Here is a 17,703-nt window from a genome sequence, read left to right on the forward strand (position 1 = left end):
AACGACCGGCCCACGCCATGCCGCGCGCGATCCGTCACATGCCGATCATCCCATCCCGCTATAATCGCGCCTTTGCTCCCGCATGTTGTTCGCATGGATCTCCCACTACTGCTGAAGGCCGCCCTCCTCGGAATCATCGAGGGGCTGACCGAATTCCTGCCCGTATCGTCGACCGGCCACCTGATCATTTTCGGCGATCTCCTCGACTATACGGACGCCCAGAGCAAGGTCTTTAAGATCGTCATCCAGCTCGCGGCCATTCTCGCCGTGTGCTGGGACTACCGCCAGCGTATCGCCACCGTGGTCGGCGGGCTGCGCACCGATCCGGGCGCGCAGCGCTTCACCGGCCACCTGATCATCGCCTTCCTGCCGGCGGCGGTGCTCGGCTTGCTGTTCTACAAGATCATCAAGGGCTACCTGTTCAACCCACTCACCGTCGCCGGTGCGCTCATCGCCGGCGGCCTGCTGATCCTCTACATCGAGCGACGCGCCTACCATCCGCGCCTCAACACGGTCGACGAGATGGGCTGGAAGGAAGCGCTCAAGGTCGGCTTCGCCCAGTCGCTGGCGATGTTCCCCGGCGTCTCGCGCTCGGGCGCCACCATCATGGGCGGGCTGATCTTCGGCCTGTCGCGCAAGGCCGCCACCGAATTTTCCTTCTTCCTCGCGATCCCGACCATGCTCGCTGCCACGGTATACGACGTATACAAGAACTGGGCGCTGCTCAGTGGCATGAACAGCGACGGCTACATGGTCTTCGCGGTCGGCTTCGTCGCCTCCTTCCTGGCGGCGATGGTGGCGGTCAAGGCCTTCATCCGCTTCGTCTCCGGCCACAGCTTCGTCCCCTTCGCCTGGTACCGCATCGCCTTCGGGCTGGTGGTGCTGATCTCCTGGCAAACCGGCTGGGTGAGCTGGCACGACGCCTGAGAAGGTGCCGAGCAATCGTCGCCAGCGGGCCGAGCGCAAGGGGCCGGCAAGGCGTGAGCGGCCGGCCCCCCGCGCCGTCGATTGATTCACAAGCGCAGAGCCCTCGCTTAGGATGACCGCCATGATTCTCTACCTCCACGGCTTCCGCTCGGCGCCCGCCTCGATCAAGGCCACCCGGCTGCGCGAGCACATGGCCGAGCGCGGCCTGGCCGAGCACTTCTGGTGCGGCCAGCTGCCGATCGCCCCGCAGGCGGCGATCGACCTAATCGAGGCGCAGATCGCCCGCTGTGGCACGCCGCCGACCCTGGTCGGCAGCTCGCTCGGTGGCTACTACGCCACCTGGCTGGCGGAAAAACACGATCTCAGGGCCATCATGGTCAATCCCGGCGTGCTCTCCTACATATCGCTGGCGCCCTATGTGGGCCGGCAGAGCAATCTCTACACCGGCGAGGTCTTCGACTTCACCGAGCAGCACATTGCCGAGTTGAAGGCGCTGGAGGTGGCGCAGATCACTCGCCCCGAGCGCTACTGGCTAATGGTCGAGACCGGCGACGAGATCCTCGACTACCGCCATGCCGTGGCCAAGTACGCCGGCGCCCGGCAGACCGTGCTCGACGGCGGCGACCACGGCTTTTCGCGCTGGGGCGACTACCTCGACGAGATCCTCGCCTTCGCGGAGCTGGCATGAGCGGCGGCTTCGACACCCGCCGCTTCAAGGCCATGGAGCGCGCCGGTTTCAACCGCATCGCTGCCGACTACGACGACGCCGCCCACCTGCGCGCCAGCCTGCAGGAGGCACTCATCGCCGCGGCCGCACCGGCGCCCGGCGAGCACTGGCTCGACCTGGCCAGCGGCCCCGGCCTGCTGGCCCGCGCCATGGCCCCGCGTCTGGCGCCCGATGGTTGGGTGCTGGCCACCGACATCGCCGACGGCATGCTCGCCCATGCCCGCCGGCGCCTCGGCCCGGCCGACGGCCCGGTGCATTTCGCCGCCGCCGATGCCGAGCACCTGTGCCTGGCCGACGGCCGCTTCGACGGCGCCAGCATCGGCCTCGGCCTGTTCGTCTTTCCCCATCCCGAGCGCGCCCTGGCCGAACTGCACCGCGTGCTCAAGCCCGGCGGGCGCATCGCCCTGTCGGTATGGGGCGCGGCCGGCACGGTGCCGCTGATCGAGCGCGCCCAGCAGTGCATCGCCCGCCTGCTGCCGGCGCCCAAGGTGCCGCGCCCGTCGGTCTTCCGCTTCGGCGAGGCGGCCTACCTCACCGCCACGCTGCAAGCGGCCGGTTTTACCGACCTGCGGCTCGAACCCCACGACTTCCACTGCCGCTTCGCCGACGCCGGCGCCTACTGGGACGCCTTCCTGGCACTGGCCGGCGGCGCCACCGAAGCGCTCTCGCGCCTGCCGGCCGAGATGCAGCAGGCCTTGCGCGCGGCGGTGGCCGAGGATCTGACCGACCTCGCCGACACCGACGGCTACCACGTGCCGGCGTCGACCCTGATCGCCACCGCACGCCGGGCCTGAGAGTCTGAGCCATGGACGAGGCCCGCCGCGGCACTGTCGCCGCACTCGCCGCCTTCATCATCTGGGGCTTGGCGCCGCTCTACTTCAAGGCGGTCGGCAGCGTGCCGGCCGACCAGATCGTCGCCCACCGGGTCGTGTGGTCGGTGGTTTTCCTGGCGCTGCTGGTCGGCCTCACCCGCCAGGCACCGGCGCTGCGCCGCGTCTTTTCCGACCGCCGCCTGCTTGGCGTGCTGCTCGTCACCGCCTTGCTCACCGGCAGCAACTGGCTGGTATTCGTGTGGGCGGTGACGCACGAGCGCGTGCTCGAAGGCAGCCTCGGCTATTTCATCAACCCGCTGCTCAGCGTCCTGCTGGGCCGGATCTTCCTCGGCGAGCGCCTGCGCCCGCTGCAACGCCTGGCCGTGGCGATCGCCGCCGTTGGCGTCGCTTGGCGTGTTGCGGCAGTCGGGTCGATCCCCTGGATCGCCCTCTTCCTGGCGCTGACCTTCGGCTTCTACGGCCTGCTGCGCAAGCGCACGCCGGTGGACGCCATCGTCGGCCTGTGCGTGGAGACCGTGCTGGTGCTGCCGCTGGCCGCCGGCTGGCTGGCCTGGCAGGCCCATACCGGCGAGCTGCACTGGGGGCAAGACCTTCATATCGACTTGTTGCTGCCGGTCGCCGGCGTCCTCACCGCCACGCCGCTGATGCTGTTCGCCTTCGGCGCGCGCCGCCTGCCGCTGGCGACCATCGGATTTCTCCAGTACCTGGCGCCGAGCCTCAACTTCCTGCTGGCCATCTTCGTTTTCCATGAACCCTTCGACGCCGCGCGGCTGACCGGCTTCGTCATCATCTGGTGCGCACTGGCGCTGTACACCGCCGACATGCTGCGTGTCAGCCGACCGCCATCGCGCGCCTGAATCCATTAAACTGTCGGGCTTCAACCCGCCCAGACCCTCCCCGATGCATGTGCTTTATGAAGAGAGCGGCGCCTTCAAATGCGGCACCGTTCTGCTGGACAACGACAGCTCCCTGCAAGTCGAGAACACGCATGGCAAGCGCCTCAAGATCAAGCGCAACCACGTGTTGCTCAACTTCGACAGTCCCGCCGCCGGCGAGCTGATCGCGCGCGCCGAGGCCGAAGCGGCAGCGCTGGAGGTCGATTTCCTGTGGGAGGTGTGCGGCGACGACGAATTCGATTTCGTCGACTTCGCCCAAGAATACTTCGGCCATGCGCCCAGTCCGGTAGAGTCGGCCGCGGTGCTGCTGTGCCTGCATTCGGCGCCGATCTACTTCCACCGCAAGGGTCGCGGCCGCTTCCGCAAGGCGCCCGAAGACATCCTCCAGGCCGCCCTGGCCGGGCTGGAAAAAAAGCGCCAGCAGACGCTGGCCATCGAGGCCATGCGCGACCGCCTGCTGGCCGGCGCACTGCCCGACGAGTTCGCCGGCATGGTGCCGCAACTGCTCTATCGCCCCGACCGCAACCGGCTGGAGGCCAAGGCGCTGGAAGCGGCCTGCGTCGATAGCGGCCTGAGTGCGGCAGCGCTGCTGCTCAAGTGCGGCGCCTTCGGCTCGACCTATGACGTGCATTACGGTCGCTTCCTGTTCGAGCACTTTCCCGAGGGCACGGAGTTCCCCGAGGTACCCGCCTGCACGTTGCCGCAGGATCTGCCGATCGCCGAGGTGCAGGCCTTCTCCATCGACGACGCCACCACCACCGAGATCGACGATGCCTTCTCGGTCACCCCGCGCGAAGGCGGCGGCTGGCGCATCGGCATCCATATCGCCGCACCGGGGCTGGGCTTCGCGCGCGGCTCGCAGCTCGACGCGATCGCCCGCCAGCGCCTGTCGACGGTGTACATGCCGGGCAACAAGATCACCATGCTGCCCGACGTCGTGGTCGACACCTTCACCCTGCAGGCCGGGCGCACCTGCCCGGCAGTGTCGCTGTATCTCGACGTGACCAGCGCGCTGGCCGTGACCGGCCATGAGACCCGCCTCGAACAGGTGCCGATCGCCGCCAACCTGCGCCATCACGACCTGGAACCGGTGTTCAACGATGACACCCTGCTGCACGGCGGCCCCGACTTCCCCTGGAAGAAAGAGCTGACCCTGCTGTGGGAGCTGGCCACCATCATGGAGGCCGGCCGCGGCAAACCAGCCACCAACCAGACGCAGACCGATTACAGCTTCACGGTGGATTGGGACAGCACCTCGCCCGACGGCCCCGGCGTGATCACCGTCGGCCAGCGCCTGCGCGGCTCGCCCATCGACAAGACCGTCTCCGAGCTGATGATCGCGGCCAACGCCACCTGGGGCAAACGCCTCGACGAAGCCGGCGTGCCCGGCATCTACCGCGTGCAAGGCGGTGGCAAGGTGCGCATGGCCACGGTGGCCGCGCCACACGAGGGGCTGGGCGTCGATTGCTATGCCTGGTCCAGCTCGCCGCTGCGGCGCTATGTGGACATGGTCAACCAGTGGCAGCTGATCAGCGTGCTGCAGGGGGTCGAGCCGCCCTTCCCGCCCAAGTCGCAAGACCTGATGGAAACCGTGCGCGACTTCGACCTGGCCTACACCGCCTATGCCGAATTCCAGCGCCACATGGAGCGCTACTGGTGCGTGCGCTGGTTGCGCCAGCGCGAGGACCCGATGATCACCGCCCGCGTGCTGCGCGACAACGTGGTGCGCCTCGACAACTCGCCCTTCGTGTTCAAGGTGCCGGGCATGCCGCTGCAGTCGCCGGGCGCGCATATCCAGCTCGAAATCAAGGATTCCGATCTGCTCGATGTGGACGTGCGCACCCGCTTCGTCAGCCTGCTGGCCGAACCCACCGACGAGACCGCGACCGACCCGCTGGCACAGTAGAATCGCCCCATGACCCAGGCCGTCAAACCTCCGAAACAGCGCGCCAAGGCGGCCTCGCCCAAGCCTTCCGGCTTGGCGCTGGCGCGAGGCAGCTCCTCGCTGGTCATCCTGGCTTTCGGAATTTCCGCCCTGCTGCATGGCGCGGTGCTGTCGCTGCACTTCGAGTTCCCGGACCTGAAAAAGGCCTTCAAGAAAGACAACGGCCTCGAAGTGGTGCTGGTCAACGCCCGCCACGCGCGCGCGCCCGACAAGGCCGAGGCGCTGGCCCAGGCCAACCTCGACGGCGGCGGCAACACCGATGCCAAGAAAATGGCCAGCACCCCCTTGCCGCCAAAGGATCAGCGCAAGGACGGCGACCAGCTGATCGAGGCCAAGCGGCGGGTGCAAGAGCTCGAAGCGGCGCAGCGCAAGCTGGTCGCCCAGGCCAAGACCCCGCCGACCACCCAGGCGGTGACACAGAACAGCGACACGCCGGCCGAGACGCCCCGCGAGATCTCCGGCACCGAGCTGATGGACAGCGCCGCCGCCATCGCCCGGCTCGAAGCCAAGATCGACAAGAATCTCAACGAATACGCCAAGCGCCCGCGCAAGCAGTTCATCGGCGCGCGCACCAAGGAATACCGCTTCGCCCAGTATGTCGAAGACTGGCGCCTGAAGATCGAACGCGTGGGCACCCTCAACTACCCCGATTCGGCGCGCGGCAAGCTGTATGGCAGCCTGCTCATGTCGGTGGTCATCCGTGCCGACGGCAGCGTCGAGGCGATCAACATCCATCGCAGCTCGGGCCACAAGGTGCTCGACAACGCGGCACGGCGCATCGTCGAGCTGGCCGCCCCGTTCGCGCCCTTCCCGGCCAACATCCGTCGCGACACCGACATTCTCGAAATCACCCGCACCTGGAGTTTCACCAATGCGGATGCGATCGAGACCAGCAGTCCGAAATAGCCGGCCCGTCCGCCGAGGGCGGTAAAATGGCGTTTTTCACGCCCGATGCCCATCCCATGGACCGCTACGCCCTGATCGGCCACCCCGTCGCCCACAGCAAATCGCCGGCCATCCACGCCGCCTTCGCCGCGCAGACCGGCCAGGCCATGAGTTACGAGCGCATCCTCGCCCCGCTCGACGGCTTCGTGGACACCGTGCGCGCCTTCATCAATGAGGGCGGGCGCGGCATGAACGTGACCGTGCCCTTCAAGCTCGAGGCCTTCGCACTGGCCGACCAACTGTCGCCGCGCGCCCGCGCCGCCGGCGCGGTCAACACCCTGAGCTTCGGCGCCGACGGTATCCACGGCGACAACACCGATGGCGTCGGCCTGGTGCGCGATCTGGTGGCCAATCTCGACTGCCCGCTGGCCGGCCGCCGCGTGCTGCTGCTCGGCGCCGGCGGCGCTGCGCGCGGCGCCCTGCAACCGCTGCTCGACGCCGGCCCGGCCCGCCTGCATCTGGCCAACCGCACCGCCGCCAAAGCCCGCGAGCTGGCAGCCCATTTCACCCAGCTGGCCGGGTCGGTGGCCTTCAGCGCGGGCGGCTTCGACGATATCGGCAGCGACCCCTTCGATGTCGTCATCAACGCCACCTCGGCCAGTCTGTCGGCCGCCGCCCCGGACATCCCGGCCAGCGTCTATGCGCCCGGCGCACTGGCCTACGACATGATGTACGGCATCGAGCCGACCGCCTTTCTGCGCGCCGCGCTGGCCGCCGGCGCGGCGCGCACCGCCGACGGCGTGGGCATGCTGGTCGAGCAGGCGGCCGAGAGCTTCCTGATCTGGCGCGGCGTGCGCCCCGACACCGCACCGGTGCTCACCCCGCTGCGCACACCGCCGGTCGTCGAATGAAGGCCATCGGCCGCTGGACCGGCGGCGCGCTGCTGCTCCTGCTGGCGGCCTTCGTGCTGTACGAGTGCTGGATCTTCGCCCATGTGCTGTGGTGGACCCGCAGCGATCCGGACATGACCCGCTTCATGAGCACCCAGCTGGCCGTGCTGCGCAAGGACGACCCGACCGCGCAACTCAAGCACCGCTGGGTGCCCTACGCCAAGATCTCGCGCCATCTCAAACAGGCGGTGGTCGCCGCCGAGGACGACCGCTTTCTCGAGCATGAAGGCTTCGACTGGGACGGCATTCAGCGCGCCATCGAGAAAAACCAGAAACGCGGTGCGCCAGTGGCCGGCGGCTCGACGATCAGCCAGCAGCTGGCCAAGAACCTGTTCCTGTCGCCCTCGCGCAGCTATGTGCGCAAAGCGCAGGAAGCCATCGTCACGTTGATGATCGAGTCCACCTGGAGCAAGCGGCGGATTCTCGAGGTCTATCTGAACGTGGTCGAGTGGGGGCGCGGCGTCTTCGGTGCCGAAGCGGCCGCCCGCCACTACTACAGCATCCCGGCCGCGGCGCTGGGTCCGGAACAGGCCGCCCGGCTGGCCGTGATGCTGCCCAACCCGCGCCGCTACGAGCGCCAGTTCGGGCCTCGCCTGAGCGCCCACGCGGCCCGCATTCAGGCGCGCATGCACCGCTCGCAAGTACCCTGACGGGCGTCGCGCCCCCCCGGCAAAGCACGTACAATGGCCCCCGCCCAACGGCGCCGGCCCCTCCGGATCAGCGGAAACCCCCTTCATGTCCGAACTCGAGCAGCCCCGCGAGAATGTCCAGGCGCACCTGAAAGAGGTGCAGGACCTGCTACGCCGGCAGTCGCTGGTCGAATCGCTCGTGCACCGCCAGGAAATGCCGCGCCACGACCTGGTCGAGGACCTGGTCCATCGCCAGCATGTGGCGGAACTGAGCCACAAGCTCGACGAGCTGCACCCGGCCGACATCGCCTACATCCTCGAAGCCCTGCCGGTCGACGAGCGTCTGTTCGTCTGGGACCTGGTCAAGGCCGAGCGCGACGGCGACATCCTGCTCGAAGTCTCCGATGCGGTGCGCGAATCGCTGATCGAGACCATGGCGCACGACGAGCTCAAGGCCGCCGCCGAACAGCTCGACGCCGACGAGCTGGCCGACCTCGCCCCCGACCTGCCCGACGCGGTGATGGAGGATGTCTACCTCTCGCTCGACGTGGAGGAGCGCGCCCAGCTGCGCGCCGCCATGTCCTACCCCGAGGGCACGGTCGGCGCGCTGATGGACTTCGACATGGTGACGGTGCGCGAAGACGTGCGCCTGGAGGTCGTGCTGCGCTATCTGCGCCGTTTCGCCGAGTTGCCCGACCACACCGACAAGCTCTATGTCACCGACCGCAACGACGCGGTGCGCGGCGTGCTCTCGCTCGGCCGCATGCTGGTGTGCGACCCCGAGGCGCTGGTGTCGGACATCATGGACGACGACCCGCTCATGCTGCGCCCGGACGACAAGGCCGAGGACGCCGCCACCGCCTTCGAACGCTACGACCTGGTGTCGGCGCCGGTGGTGTCTTCCGACGACCGCCTCATCGGCCGGGTGACGGTGGCGGCGGTGGTCGACCACATTCGCGAGGAGTCCGAAGCCGAGCTGCTCAACCAGGTCGGTCTGCGCGAAGAAGAAGACATCTTCGCCCCGGTGCTGGACTCGGTGCGCAACCGCTGGGCCTGGCTGGCGGTCAACCTGGTCACCGCCTTCATCGCCTCGCGTGTCATTGGGGTGTTCGAAGGCGCCATCGAAAAGCTGGTCGCGCTGGCCGCGCTGATGCCCATCGTCGCCGGCATCGGCGGCAACTCGGGCAACCAGACCATCACCATGATCGTACGCGCCATGGCGGTCGGCCAGATCGGCCATGAAAGCGGCAAGCGCCTGCTCAAGAAGGAAGTCGGCGTCGCCCTGATCAACGGCCTGGTGTGGGGCGGGCTACTCGGCGTGATGGCCTGGTGGCTCTACGATAACGCCGAACTGGGCGTGGTGATGACGCTCGCCACCACGCTCAACCTGCTGCTCGCCGCCAGCATGGGGGTCATCATCCCCACCGCCATGCAGCGCCTGGGCCGCGACCCGGCGCTCGGCGCCAGCGTGATGATCACCGCCTGTACCGATTCAGGCGGCTTCTTCATCTTCCTCGGGCTGGCCTCGCTCTTCCTGTTGTAGCGCGGCCGCCAGGAATCCTGCCGCACGGGTGATCACCTCGGGCGCACGCAGGATCCGGTGATGGCCCCAGCCCTGTGTGACCATCGCCTCGCTGCCCGGCCAGGCCGCATGCAGGCGGGCCAGATGGCTGAAATCCACCTCCGCGTCGTCCTCGTCATGCACGAACAAGGCGCGCGTGCGCCCCACCGGCAGCCCCTCCAGCGCGTCGATCTCGGCAATCGGCCGATAGCGCCGCTCGAGCCGGCCCTGGAGCGAATCATGGGCACGCCGCCCGAGGCCGACCCGCTGCGACAGTGTCTGCAGATGGATGTCGAAATTGGCGGGCGAGCCGATCAGCACCGCCGCGTCCAACACCAGCCCCTCGCGCAGCGCATGCAGCGCACCGGCCGCGCCCATCGAGTGCGCCACCACCGCCCGCGTCTGCGGCACCGCCTCGACCACCGCCCGCAAGCTGGCGATGAAATCCGGCAAGGCGCCGGCGCGGCCCTCGCTGTCGCCGTGGCCGAGCTGGTCGAACAGCGTCACCGAAAATCCCTGCGCCAACAACACCGGCAGCCAGGGCGCCAGCTGCGCGCCATAGCCGCCCCAGCCATGAACCAACACCACGTGCGGACGATCGGCCTCGCCGAAATGCCACAGCCGCATCGCATGGCCGCCGACCGAGAGCGTCTCCGGCCGGCCCCAGGCATTGAGCACCTCGGTCGCCCGACCCCGCTTGCGCGGCGGGCGCAGCAGCATGGCCTCGGCCTGGCGCGCCGTCCAGCCGGGAAACAGGCGGGAACTGAGCATCACCCAGCGGCGCTGCGCCGGCGTCAGCAACTGAATACGATCGTTCGTGCTATTTTCAGGCCGATTTTTCATGAGGGTCTCTCTGTTCTCTATCGGGACACTGCGCCCGGCCGGGCTCAGTGGGTCACCGGGTGTGCCCGGCTGCGTTCGATCAACTCGCCGAAGCTGGCCTGCGCCAGGGCGCGGGTCCCAGAATCGCCCAGCAGGCGCCGACGGTAGTAGGTGGCGAAGACAATGCCGAGCATGTCGAAGACGAACTTGCCCAGATCCAGGTCGGTGCGAAACTCGCCCTGCTCGACCGCCAGGCTCGCCGTGCGGGTCAGTTCGCGTTCGAGCTGGCGGTAGTGGGCGATCACCACGTCGCGCACCGGACCGGGCTTGTCGTCGAACTCCAGCGCGGCCGACTGCAACGGGCAGCCCCCGCCCCAGCCGCCCCGCTCGACCCAGGTCAGCCAGTTGGCCAGCAAGGCTTCGAGCCGGGGCACGCCGCGCGGCGCCTTGAGCGCCGGCAGGAACACCAGATCGGAAAAACGCGCCGCCGCCGCTTCGATGGCGGCGATCTGGAGATCCTCGCGCGAACCGAAGTGGGCGAACAGCCCGCTCTTGGACATGCCGACCCGGTCGGCCAAAGCGCCGATGGACAGCGACTCGAAGCCTGCTTCGCAGGCCATGGCCACTGCCGCATCGAGAATGGTCTGCCGGGTACGTTCGCCTTTGTTCATGGCGCCAGATTATAGAACGATCGTGCTTTTATCAAGCCCGTTCATCCGGCCATGCCGGCGAACACGCGGTCGGCCGCAGCCACCGTGGCGGCGATATCCGCCTCGGTGTGCGCGGCCGAAACAAAGCCTGCCTCGAAGGCCGACGGCGCGAAATAGTGGCCCGCGTCGAGCATGGCATGGAAGAACTGGTTGAAGCGGTTGCGATCCGAGGCCATCACGTCGGCGAAGGACTGCGGCAGCGTTTCGGCGAAATACAGGCCGAACATGCCGCCAAAGGACTGGGCGCAGAAGGTCACACCGTGGCGCTTGGCCGCCACCTGCAAGCCTTCGACCAGCTGCACGGTGCGCGCCTCGAGCCCTTCGTAGAACCCCGGCGCCTGGATCAGCTTGAGCGAGGCCAGCCCCGCCGCCACGGCCACCGGGCTGCCCGACAGAGTGCCGGCCTGATAGACCGAGCCCAGCGGGGCGATCTTTTCCATGATGTCGCGGCGCCCGCCGAAGGCGCCCACCGGCATGCCACCGCCGATGACCTTGCCCAGGGTGGTGAGGTCCGGCGTGATGCCGACCAGCCCCTGCACGCCGCGCGGGCCGACCCGGAAACCGGTCATCACCTCGTCGAAGATCAGCACCGCGCCGTGCGCCGTGCACAACTGGCGCAGCAGGTGCAGGAAGCGGTCGCTCGGGCGGATCAGGTTCATGTTGCCGGCGAAGGGCTCGACGATCACCGCGGCGATGCTGTCGCCCTTGGCACGGAAAGTTTCCTCCAGCTGCTCGGGGTTGTTGTAGTCGAGCACCAGGGTGTGCTTGGCGAAGTCGTCGGGCACGCCGCCCGAGGACGGGTTGCCGAAGGTCAGCAGGCCAGAGCCGGCCTTGACCAGCAGGCAGTCGGCATGGCCGTGGTAGCAGCCTTCGAACTTGATGATGGTGTCGCGCCCGGTGTAACCGCGCGCCAGCCGGATCGCGCTCATCGTCGCCTCGGTGCCGGAGCTGACCAGGCGCACCATGTCGAGGCTGGGCAGATGCGCGCACAACTGCTCGGCGATCTCCACTTCGACCTCGGTCGGCGCGCCGAAGGACAAGCCCTTGAGCGCCGCCTCGCGCACCGCCTCGACGATGGCCGGATGGGCATGACCGGCGATGGCCGGGCCCCAGGAGCCGACATAGTCGATATAGGCCGCACCGTCGGCATCCCACATGCGGGCGCCTTCGGCCCGGGCGATGAAGCGCGGGAAGCCGCCCACCGAGCCAAAGGCCCGCACCGGGGAATTGACGCCGCCGGGAATGACGGCCTGGGCGCGACTGAACAGCGTTTCGTTTCGACTCATGACTTCTTCCAAAGAGGTTGTGCCCGAGGCCACGACAGCCGGGCTCAGGGGGACTGGGGCGGCCGCGTGGCGTCGAACAGCGCGCGATACGCCGCCGCCCGCGCGGTCACATCGGCCGCCATGAAAACATCACTCACCACCGCGAGCAAGTCGGCGCCCGCTGCGATCAGCGGCGCAGCGTTGTCTGCGGTGATGCCGCCGATGGCCGCCACGCTCACGCCGAAGCGCGCCCGTGCCGCGCCAAGCAGCGCCGGCGTCGCCGCCACGGCCTGCGGCTTGGTCGGCGAGGGATACATGGCACCGAAGGCGACATAGTCGGCACCGAGCTTGACCGCCATGTCGGCACGCGGCAGTTCGTTGTAGCAGGTGACGCCGAGGATGCGATCGGCCCCGAGGCGCTCACGCGCGGCGTCCAGCGCCCCGTCGTCGCGACCGAGATGGACGCCGTCGGCATCGACATGCAGCGCCAGTTCCAGATCGTCATTGACGATGAAGGGCACGCCCGCGCGGCGGCAAGCTGCCCGCAGCCCCAGTGCCTGGGCCAGCCGTCGCGGCGCGTCGGCGGTCTTATTGCGGTATTGCAGCATGGCGGGCCGCCCGGCCAGCGCCGCCTCCACCGCCGTCATCAGCCGGGCGCTGTCGTCCCAGTCGGGCGTGACCAGATACAGGCCGCGCGGCAGCGGGCGCCGGGTTGTCATGACATCATGCCGCGATCAGGCACCGCGGTCCCCATGCCCAGCCGGAAATGGCGTCCCTCGGCCGCGTGGGCAAAACGCAGCGCGGTCTGGACGGCGTCGGGTACCGCCTGCCCCTGGGCCATGGCCGCGGCCAGTGCCGCCGACACGGAACTCGACAAGCCGAGCACCGGCTGTGGCGAGCGCTCGAAGACATCGCGCCGCACTACGCCTTCGGGGCCATGCAGCAGATGCACCACCTGGACCGCCGCCGCGCCGCCGAGCAACAGCACATGCCCTGCGCCGGCGCTGCACAGGGCCGACGCCAGTGCCTCCACGCTCATGCCCGCTTCATCGCCCTCGAAACCCGCCGCCACCAGCCGCCGGCCGACGCTGACGTCGGCCACCAGCACGGCGGCCTGCGGCAGCAGCAACTCGATCGCCGCCGCCAGCGGCGAATCTTCGGAGTCGTCTTCATGCAGTGCCAGGGCGGGCGCTTCGAGGATCAGCGGCACCTCGCCATAGTCAGAGACCAGTTCGGCCAGGGCAGCGACCAGCTCGACCGAATCGGGCACCACAAGCTTGATCGCAGCCACCGGTACATCTTCGAGGATCAGGCGTGCCTGCTCAATGACCAGCTCGGGATCGAGCGCCACCCGCCCCTCGAAATGCGCCGTATCGCGCAGGCACATTTCGGAAACCACGGCGAGCGGATAGGTGCCCTGGTGGGCGAGCGACAACACGTCGGCGCTCACCCCGGCGGCGGACGTGGGGTCGGCGGGGCCAATCACGAGAACAGCAGCAACATGACGCATCAATGTCTCCCGCCTCGGATCGGGCGGACCGCCGCGCACTGGCATGCGCAGCAAAATACGGTAAGATGCCGCAGATTTTAACACTGCGCAGGCAGACACGACCGGGACGCGCACGCGCCGGGACTGTGCGGGATGCACCACAGACGAGACACCGCCAGCCGCGCCGGCGCCGACCCCCGGCCGGGCTGCGGCGAACGCAATGAGGCAAACAACGACAGCAATGGGCGAGACCGGTTTCAAGACGTACATGTGTCTGATCTGCGGCTTTATCTACGATGAAGCCGCCGGCCTTCCGGAAGAGGGCATTCCACCTGGCACCCGCTGGGAAGACATCCCACCCAACTGGACCTGCCCCGAGTGCGAAGCGCGCAAGGAAGATTTCGAATTGGTGGAAATCTGAATGCCCAGGGCTAGCACCGATACCTCGACGGAACGGGTGGCAGACACCGAATATTTGCGAGTGAGCCCTAAAGATGCGAAATGATTGTCCGATAGTGATAGACGACGACATGTCGTTCAGCACTCGACAGGCAGCGCAAACAGAGACACAGGGTAACCATGGTTGATCTGACCGGACTGAAGGTAATGGTGATTGACGACAGCAACACCATCCGGCGCAGCGCCGAGATCTTTCTCGCGCAGGCCGGCTGTCAGGTCGTGCTCGCCGAAGACGGCTTCGATGCCCTGGCCAAGATCGCCGACCATCGGCCCGACGTCATCTTCGTCGACATCATGATGCCGCGCCTCGACGGCTACCAGACCTGCGCCCTGATCAAGAAAAACGCCCGACTGACCAAAACACCGGTCGTCATGCTCTCGTCCAAGGACGGTCTGTTCGACCGCGCCCGGGGCCGCATGGTCGGCTCCGACGAATACCTGACCAAACCTTTCACCAAGGACAGCCTGCTGCGGGCCGTCGCCACCCATGGCGGCGCCGCTCAATCCACCGAGTGAGTTGATATTCCATGCCGATCAAGAAGATTCTCATTGTCGACGACTCCCCGACCGAACGTTACGCGTTGAGCGAAGCGCTGACCAAGAACGGGTACCAGGTCGTCACCGCCGAGTCCGGCGAAGAGGGCATCACCAAGAGCAAGAGCGAGCTGCCCGACCTGATTCTGATGGACGTCGTCATGCCGGGCATGAACGGCTACCAAGCAACCCGCACCATTTCGCGCGACGAGGCCACCCGGTCGATCCCGGTGATCATCTGCACCACCAAGGGGCAGGAAACCGACAAGATCTGGGGCATGCGCCAGGGCGCCTACGATTACCTGGTCAAACCCATCGACCACACCGAGTTGTTGGCCCGTATCCGGGCCATCGGCTGAGCGGCCCCGCATGGCCAAGCGCATCAGCCTCAGGGAATTCCAGGAAAGCCTGGTCCGCCGGCTGGCCGACGCCGAATCGGCGCCGCGCCGAGATCTGCTCGGCATGATTGCCGGGGGCGACCAATGGTTGGTCGATCTGGCCGATGCCGGCGAGATCCTGCCCGTGCCACCGCTGGCCACCGTGCCGCTGACCCAGGCCTGGTTCCGCGGCCTGGCGAATGTCCGCGGCACACTGTTCGGCGTCGTCGACCTGTCCGCCTTCTGCGGTGGTGCCCTCACCTCGCTGGCCGGCAGTGCCCGGCTGGTCCTGGTCGGCGCCCGCCACGGGGCCAACTGTGCCTTGCTGGTCAGCAGCACGGTCGGCCTGCGCAGCCCCGAAGATTTCGAACCGGACAACGGCGCCGCGCCGCCCAACCGCTGGGTGCCGCGCCAGGTGCGCGACCTCCACGGCCGGCGCTGGAAACATATCGACGTCCCCCGACTGCTGGCCGACACCGACTTCCTCGAAGCCAGCGCCGTATAAGCCCTTCTTTTTTCCGACCTCGCCCATCCACACGGAGCGAACGCCATGTCCTCAACGATTACCTCATCCCTGCCAGGCGCCATCGCCCAAGACCCCACCATCATGGAGTCCGAGCAGGCACCGAAAGCCGCACCAAAACCGGCGCGGGGCCCAGGGCTGAACATGATGGGCAAACGCCCGATCGCCGACCAGCTGCGCCTGCTCGGCGTGGTGCTGGGCGTGCTGGTCCTGGCCCTCGGCACGCTCATCTACCTGCAAACGCGCCAAGCGGCCCACGCCACCTCCTATCTGTATGCCGCCGGCGAAATGCGGACCTTGTCGGAACAAACCGCCAAGTCTGGCCAGCTCTCGCTGCAGGGCGACGCCAAAGCGTTTGCCGAACTGCGTGACGGCCGCGCCGAGTTCGATCGCCTGCTCAGCACGGTGACCCAAGGTGGTCAGGTAACGCCGGGCAGCGACGGCAGCGACGTGCCGGCCAGCCCGGACGCCTTCGCGCCGGCGCTTGAAAGCCTCGCCACGACCTGGGCCAAGACCGACAAGGACACCCAGTTGCTGCTGGCGCAGGAAAAGAACCTGACCACGCTGAGCAACTCGGTGGAGACCATTAACGAAAAGAACGCCCTGCTGCTCGACATCACCGAACAGGTCGCCGCGCTCAAGCTGCAAGGCGGCGCCAGCGCCCGTGAAATCGCCACCGCCAACCGACTGGTGATGCTGACCCAGCGGATCGCCAAGAACGCCAACGCCCTGCTGGTGGCCGACGCCATCGACCCCGAAGTGGCCTTCCTGCTGGGCAAGGACACCAACAGCTTCCGCGAGATTCTCGGTCAGCTCAAGGAGATGACGCCGGACGCCACCACCCGCGGCAAACTGGCCGAACTGGAAACCATCGCCAACGAAAGCCTGGCCGCCGTGTCGGGCATTCTGGGCAACATTCAGTACCTGGTGCAGGCCAAGCAGGCCGGCCGCCGCATCATCGACAACGCCCGTCCGCTGTCCGAGCAGGCCGGCGCCCTGGCCGCCCGTTACGCCGACTACTACGGCGGTTTCGGCACCCTGCCCCTGGCCATCGCCTTGATCGGTGCGCTGGCGGTGCTGACCCTGATCGCCATGGTGAAGATGTACCGCGATGACCTGGCCGCCCGCCGGGTCGAGGCCGAAGGCCAGAAGAAGTCGGCAGAAGACGAACGCAACCAGACCCAGCAGGCCATTCTTCGCCTGATGAACGAGATGGGCGACCTGGCCGACGGTGACCTCACCATCCGCGCCACCGTGACCGAAGACATCACCGGCGCCATTGCCGACTCGGTGAACTACACCGTCGAAGAACTCGCCGTGCTGGTGCGCCGGATCAACGACGCGGCCGGCCGCGTGACCAGCGCCACCGAAGCCGCCCGCCGCACCTCCAACGAACTGCTCAGCGCCGCACAGCGCCAGTCCGAAGAGCTCGAAGAAGTGGGCGAAACGGTGCAGTCGATGGCCCGCTCGATGTCCGAGGCCTCCGAACGCGCCATGCAGTCCGCCCAGGTGGCGCGCCGCTCGCTCGATTCGGCCAACAAGGGCCGCGACGCGGTAGAAAACACCATCAAGGGCATGAACGAGATTCGCGAGAAGATCCAGGAAACCTCCAAGCGCATCAAGCGCCTGGGCGAGTCGTCCCAGGAGATCGGTGAAATCGTGGAACTGATTTCCGACATTACCGAACAGACCAACGTGCTCGCCCTCAACGCCGCCATCCAGGCCGCCTCCGCCGGTGAAGCCGGCCGCGGCTTCACGGTGGTTGCCGAAGAAGTGCAGCGACTGGCCGAACGCTCGGCCGAAGCCACCAAGCAGATCTCGGCGATCGTGAAGACCATTCAGACCGACACGCAGGATGCCGTCTCCGCCATGGAAACCGCCACCCGCGACGTGGTCGCCGGCGCCGCGCTGTCCGACTCCGCCGGTCAGGCGCTGGTCGAGATTCGCAGCGTGTCGTCCGAAGCCGCCTCGCTGATCGAACAGATCTCCACCGACACCCAGCGCCAGGCCGCCAGCGCCACGCGCGTGGCCGAGTCGATGCGCGGCATCCAGGCGATTACCGAGCAGACCACCCGCGGCACCAAGCAAACCGCCGTTTCCATCGGCGAACTGGCCGATCTGGCCGTCGAACTGAAAGGGTCCGTTTCCGGCTTCAAGGTTTGATCCGGAGC

At 67.7% G+C, this 17,703-nt stretch carries 19 protein-coding genes; 14 read left to right on the plus strand and 5 right to left on the minus strand.

The genetic code is table 11. From position 1 onward, the window contains the following. Positions 1 to 93 precede the first annotated feature (93 nt). The 9 genes from I8J34_RS00910 to mgtE all read left to right on the plus strand — a co-directional run bounded on the left by I8J34_RS00910 (position 94) and on the right by mgtE (position 9,335). Positions 94 to 927 (plus strand): undecaprenyl-diphosphate phosphatase, encoded by an 834-nt coding sequence (locus I8J34_RS00910; RefSeq protein ID WP_214359471.1) that lies wholly within the window; start codon positions 94 to 96, stop codon positions 925 to 927. A 121-nt stretch (positions 928 to 1,048) separates the two neighbouring features. Further along, positions 1,049 to 1,615 (plus strand): YqiA/YcfP family alpha/beta fold hydrolase, encoded by a 567-nt coding sequence (locus tag I8J34_RS00915; protein WP_214359472.1) that lies wholly within the window; start codon positions 1,049 to 1,051, stop codon positions 1,613 to 1,615. Continuing rightward, positions 1,612 to 2,448 carry a methyltransferase domain-containing protein gene (locus I8J34_RS00920; protein ID WP_214359473.1) on the plus strand — a complete coding sequence of 279 codons (837 nt, stop codon included), beginning with the start codon at positions 1,612 to 1,614 and terminating at the stop codon, positions 2,446 to 2,448. Before I8J34_RS00915 ends, I8J34_RS00920 begins: the two co-directional genes overlap by 4 nt. An 11-nt stretch (positions 2,449 to 2,459) precedes the next feature. Further along, on the plus strand, positions 2,460 to 3,344 hold the full coding sequence (gene rarD / locus I8J34_RS00925; protein WP_214359474.1) for an EamA family transporter RarD: 885 nt from the start codon (positions 2,460 to 2,462) through the stop codon (positions 3,342 to 3,344). Between the two features lie 43 nt (positions 3,345 to 3,387). Further along, positions 3,388 to 5,289 (plus strand): ribonuclease catalytic domain-containing protein, encoded by a 1,902-nt coding sequence (locus I8J34_RS00930; protein ID WP_214359475.1) that lies wholly within the window; start codon positions 3,388 to 3,390, stop codon positions 5,287 to 5,289. A gap of 9 nt (positions 5,290 to 5,298) precedes the next feature. After that, the gene (locus I8J34_RS00935) at positions 5,299 to 6,234 is read left to right on the plus strand and encodes an energy transducer TonB (RefSeq protein ID WP_214359476.1); all 936 of its coding nucleotides are present in this window, start codon (positions 5,299 to 5,301) and stop codon (positions 6,232 to 6,234) included. Between the two features lie 56 nt (positions 6,235 to 6,290). Next, on the plus strand, positions 6,291 to 7,124 hold the full coding sequence (aroE, locus tag I8J34_RS00940) for a shikimate dehydrogenase (RefSeq protein ID WP_214359631.1): 834 nt from the start codon (positions 6,291 to 6,293) through the stop codon (positions 7,122 to 7,124). Then, positions 7,121 to 7,813 (plus strand): monofunctional biosynthetic peptidoglycan transglycosylase, encoded by a 693-nt coding sequence (gene mtgA, locus I8J34_RS00945; protein ID WP_214359477.1) that lies wholly within the window; start codon positions 7,121 to 7,123, stop codon positions 7,811 to 7,813. The genes aroE and mtgA overlap by 4 nt, the downstream gene beginning before the upstream one ends. A gap of 85 nt (positions 7,814 to 7,898) precedes the next feature. Next, positions 7,899 to 9,335 carry a magnesium transporter gene (mgtE, locus tag I8J34_RS00950; protein WP_214359478.1) on the plus strand — a complete coding sequence of 479 codons (1,437 nt, stop codon included), beginning with the start codon at positions 7,899 to 7,901 and terminating at the stop codon, positions 9,333 to 9,335. Here mgtE and I8J34_RS00955 read toward each other — a convergent pair. From I8J34_RS00955 to I8J34_RS00975, 5 genes are read right to left on the minus strand one after another with little or no spacing between them, the layout of a single operon-like run. Then, a complete protein-coding gene (locus I8J34_RS00955) occupies positions 9,285 to 10,196 on the minus strand; it encodes an alpha/beta fold hydrolase (RefSeq protein ID WP_214359479.1) in 912 nt (303 codons plus the stop codon). The two genes, mgtE and I8J34_RS00955, sit on opposite strands and share 51 nt — an antisense overlap. 44 nt (positions 10,197 to 10,240) lie before the next feature. Then, a complete protein-coding gene (locus I8J34_RS00960; protein WP_214359480.1) occupies positions 10,241 to 10,846 on the minus strand; it encodes a TetR/AcrR family transcriptional regulator in 606 nt (201 codons plus the stop codon). A 41-nt stretch (positions 10,847 to 10,887) separates the two neighbouring features. Further along, positions 10,888 to 12,171, minus strand: coding sequence for a glutamate-1-semialdehyde 2,1-aminomutase (hemL, locus tag I8J34_RS00965; RefSeq protein ID WP_214359481.1), 1,284 nt, complete (start codon positions 12,169 to 12,171; stop codon positions 10,888 to 10,890). A gap of 44 nt (positions 12,172 to 12,215) precedes the next feature. Beyond that, complete coding sequence (gene thiE / locus I8J34_RS00970; protein WP_214359482.1) at positions 12,216 to 12,869, minus strand: thiamine phosphate synthase; 654 nt, start codon at positions 12,867 to 12,869, stop codon at positions 12,216 to 12,218. After that, on the minus strand, positions 12,866 to 13,660 hold the full coding sequence (locus tag I8J34_RS00975) for a bifunctional hydroxymethylpyrimidine kinase/phosphomethylpyrimidine kinase (RefSeq protein ID WP_214359483.1): 795 nt from the start codon (positions 13,658 to 13,660) through the stop codon (positions 12,866 to 12,868). The genes thiE and I8J34_RS00975 overlap by 4 nt, the downstream gene beginning before the upstream one ends. A 247-nt stretch (positions 13,661 to 13,907) precedes the next feature. Between I8J34_RS00975 and I8J34_RS00980 the strand changes: the two genes are divergently transcribed. The 5 genes from I8J34_RS00980 to I8J34_RS01000 all read left to right on the plus strand — a co-directional run bounded on the left by I8J34_RS00980 (position 13,908) and on the right by I8J34_RS01000 (position 17,695). Continuing rightward, positions 13,908 to 14,060, plus strand: coding sequence for a rubredoxin (locus tag I8J34_RS00980; protein WP_214359632.1), 153 nt, complete (start codon positions 13,908 to 13,910; stop codon positions 14,058 to 14,060). Positions 14,061 to 14,218: 158 nt separating this feature from the next. After that, on the plus strand, positions 14,219 to 14,614 hold the full coding sequence (gene pilG / locus I8J34_RS00985) for a twitching motility response regulator PilG (protein WP_214359484.1): 396 nt from the start codon (positions 14,219 to 14,221) through the stop codon (positions 14,612 to 14,614). Positions 14,615 to 14,625: 11 nt separating this feature from the next. Beyond that, on the plus strand, positions 14,626 to 14,991 hold the full coding sequence (locus tag I8J34_RS00990; RefSeq protein ID WP_304512710.1) for a response regulator: 366 nt from the start codon (positions 14,626 to 14,628) through the stop codon (positions 14,989 to 14,991). Positions 14,992 to 15,001: 10 nt separating this feature from the next. Then, positions 15,002 to 15,514 (plus strand): chemotaxis protein CheW, encoded by a 513-nt coding sequence (locus I8J34_RS00995; protein WP_214359485.1) that lies wholly within the window; start codon positions 15,002 to 15,004, stop codon positions 15,512 to 15,514. A gap of 45 nt (positions 15,515 to 15,559) precedes the next feature. Continuing rightward, positions 15,560 to 17,695 (plus strand): methyl-accepting chemotaxis protein, encoded by a 2,136-nt coding sequence (locus I8J34_RS01000; protein WP_214359486.1) that lies wholly within the window; start codon positions 15,560 to 15,562, stop codon positions 17,693 to 17,695. Positions 17,696 to 17,703 lie beyond the last annotated feature (8 nt).

The organism is Denitromonas iodatirespirans (assembly GCF_018524365.1).
Lineage (GTDB): Bacteria > Pseudomonadota > Gammaproteobacteria > Burkholderiales > Rhodocyclaceae > Nitrogeniibacter > Nitrogeniibacter iodatirespirans.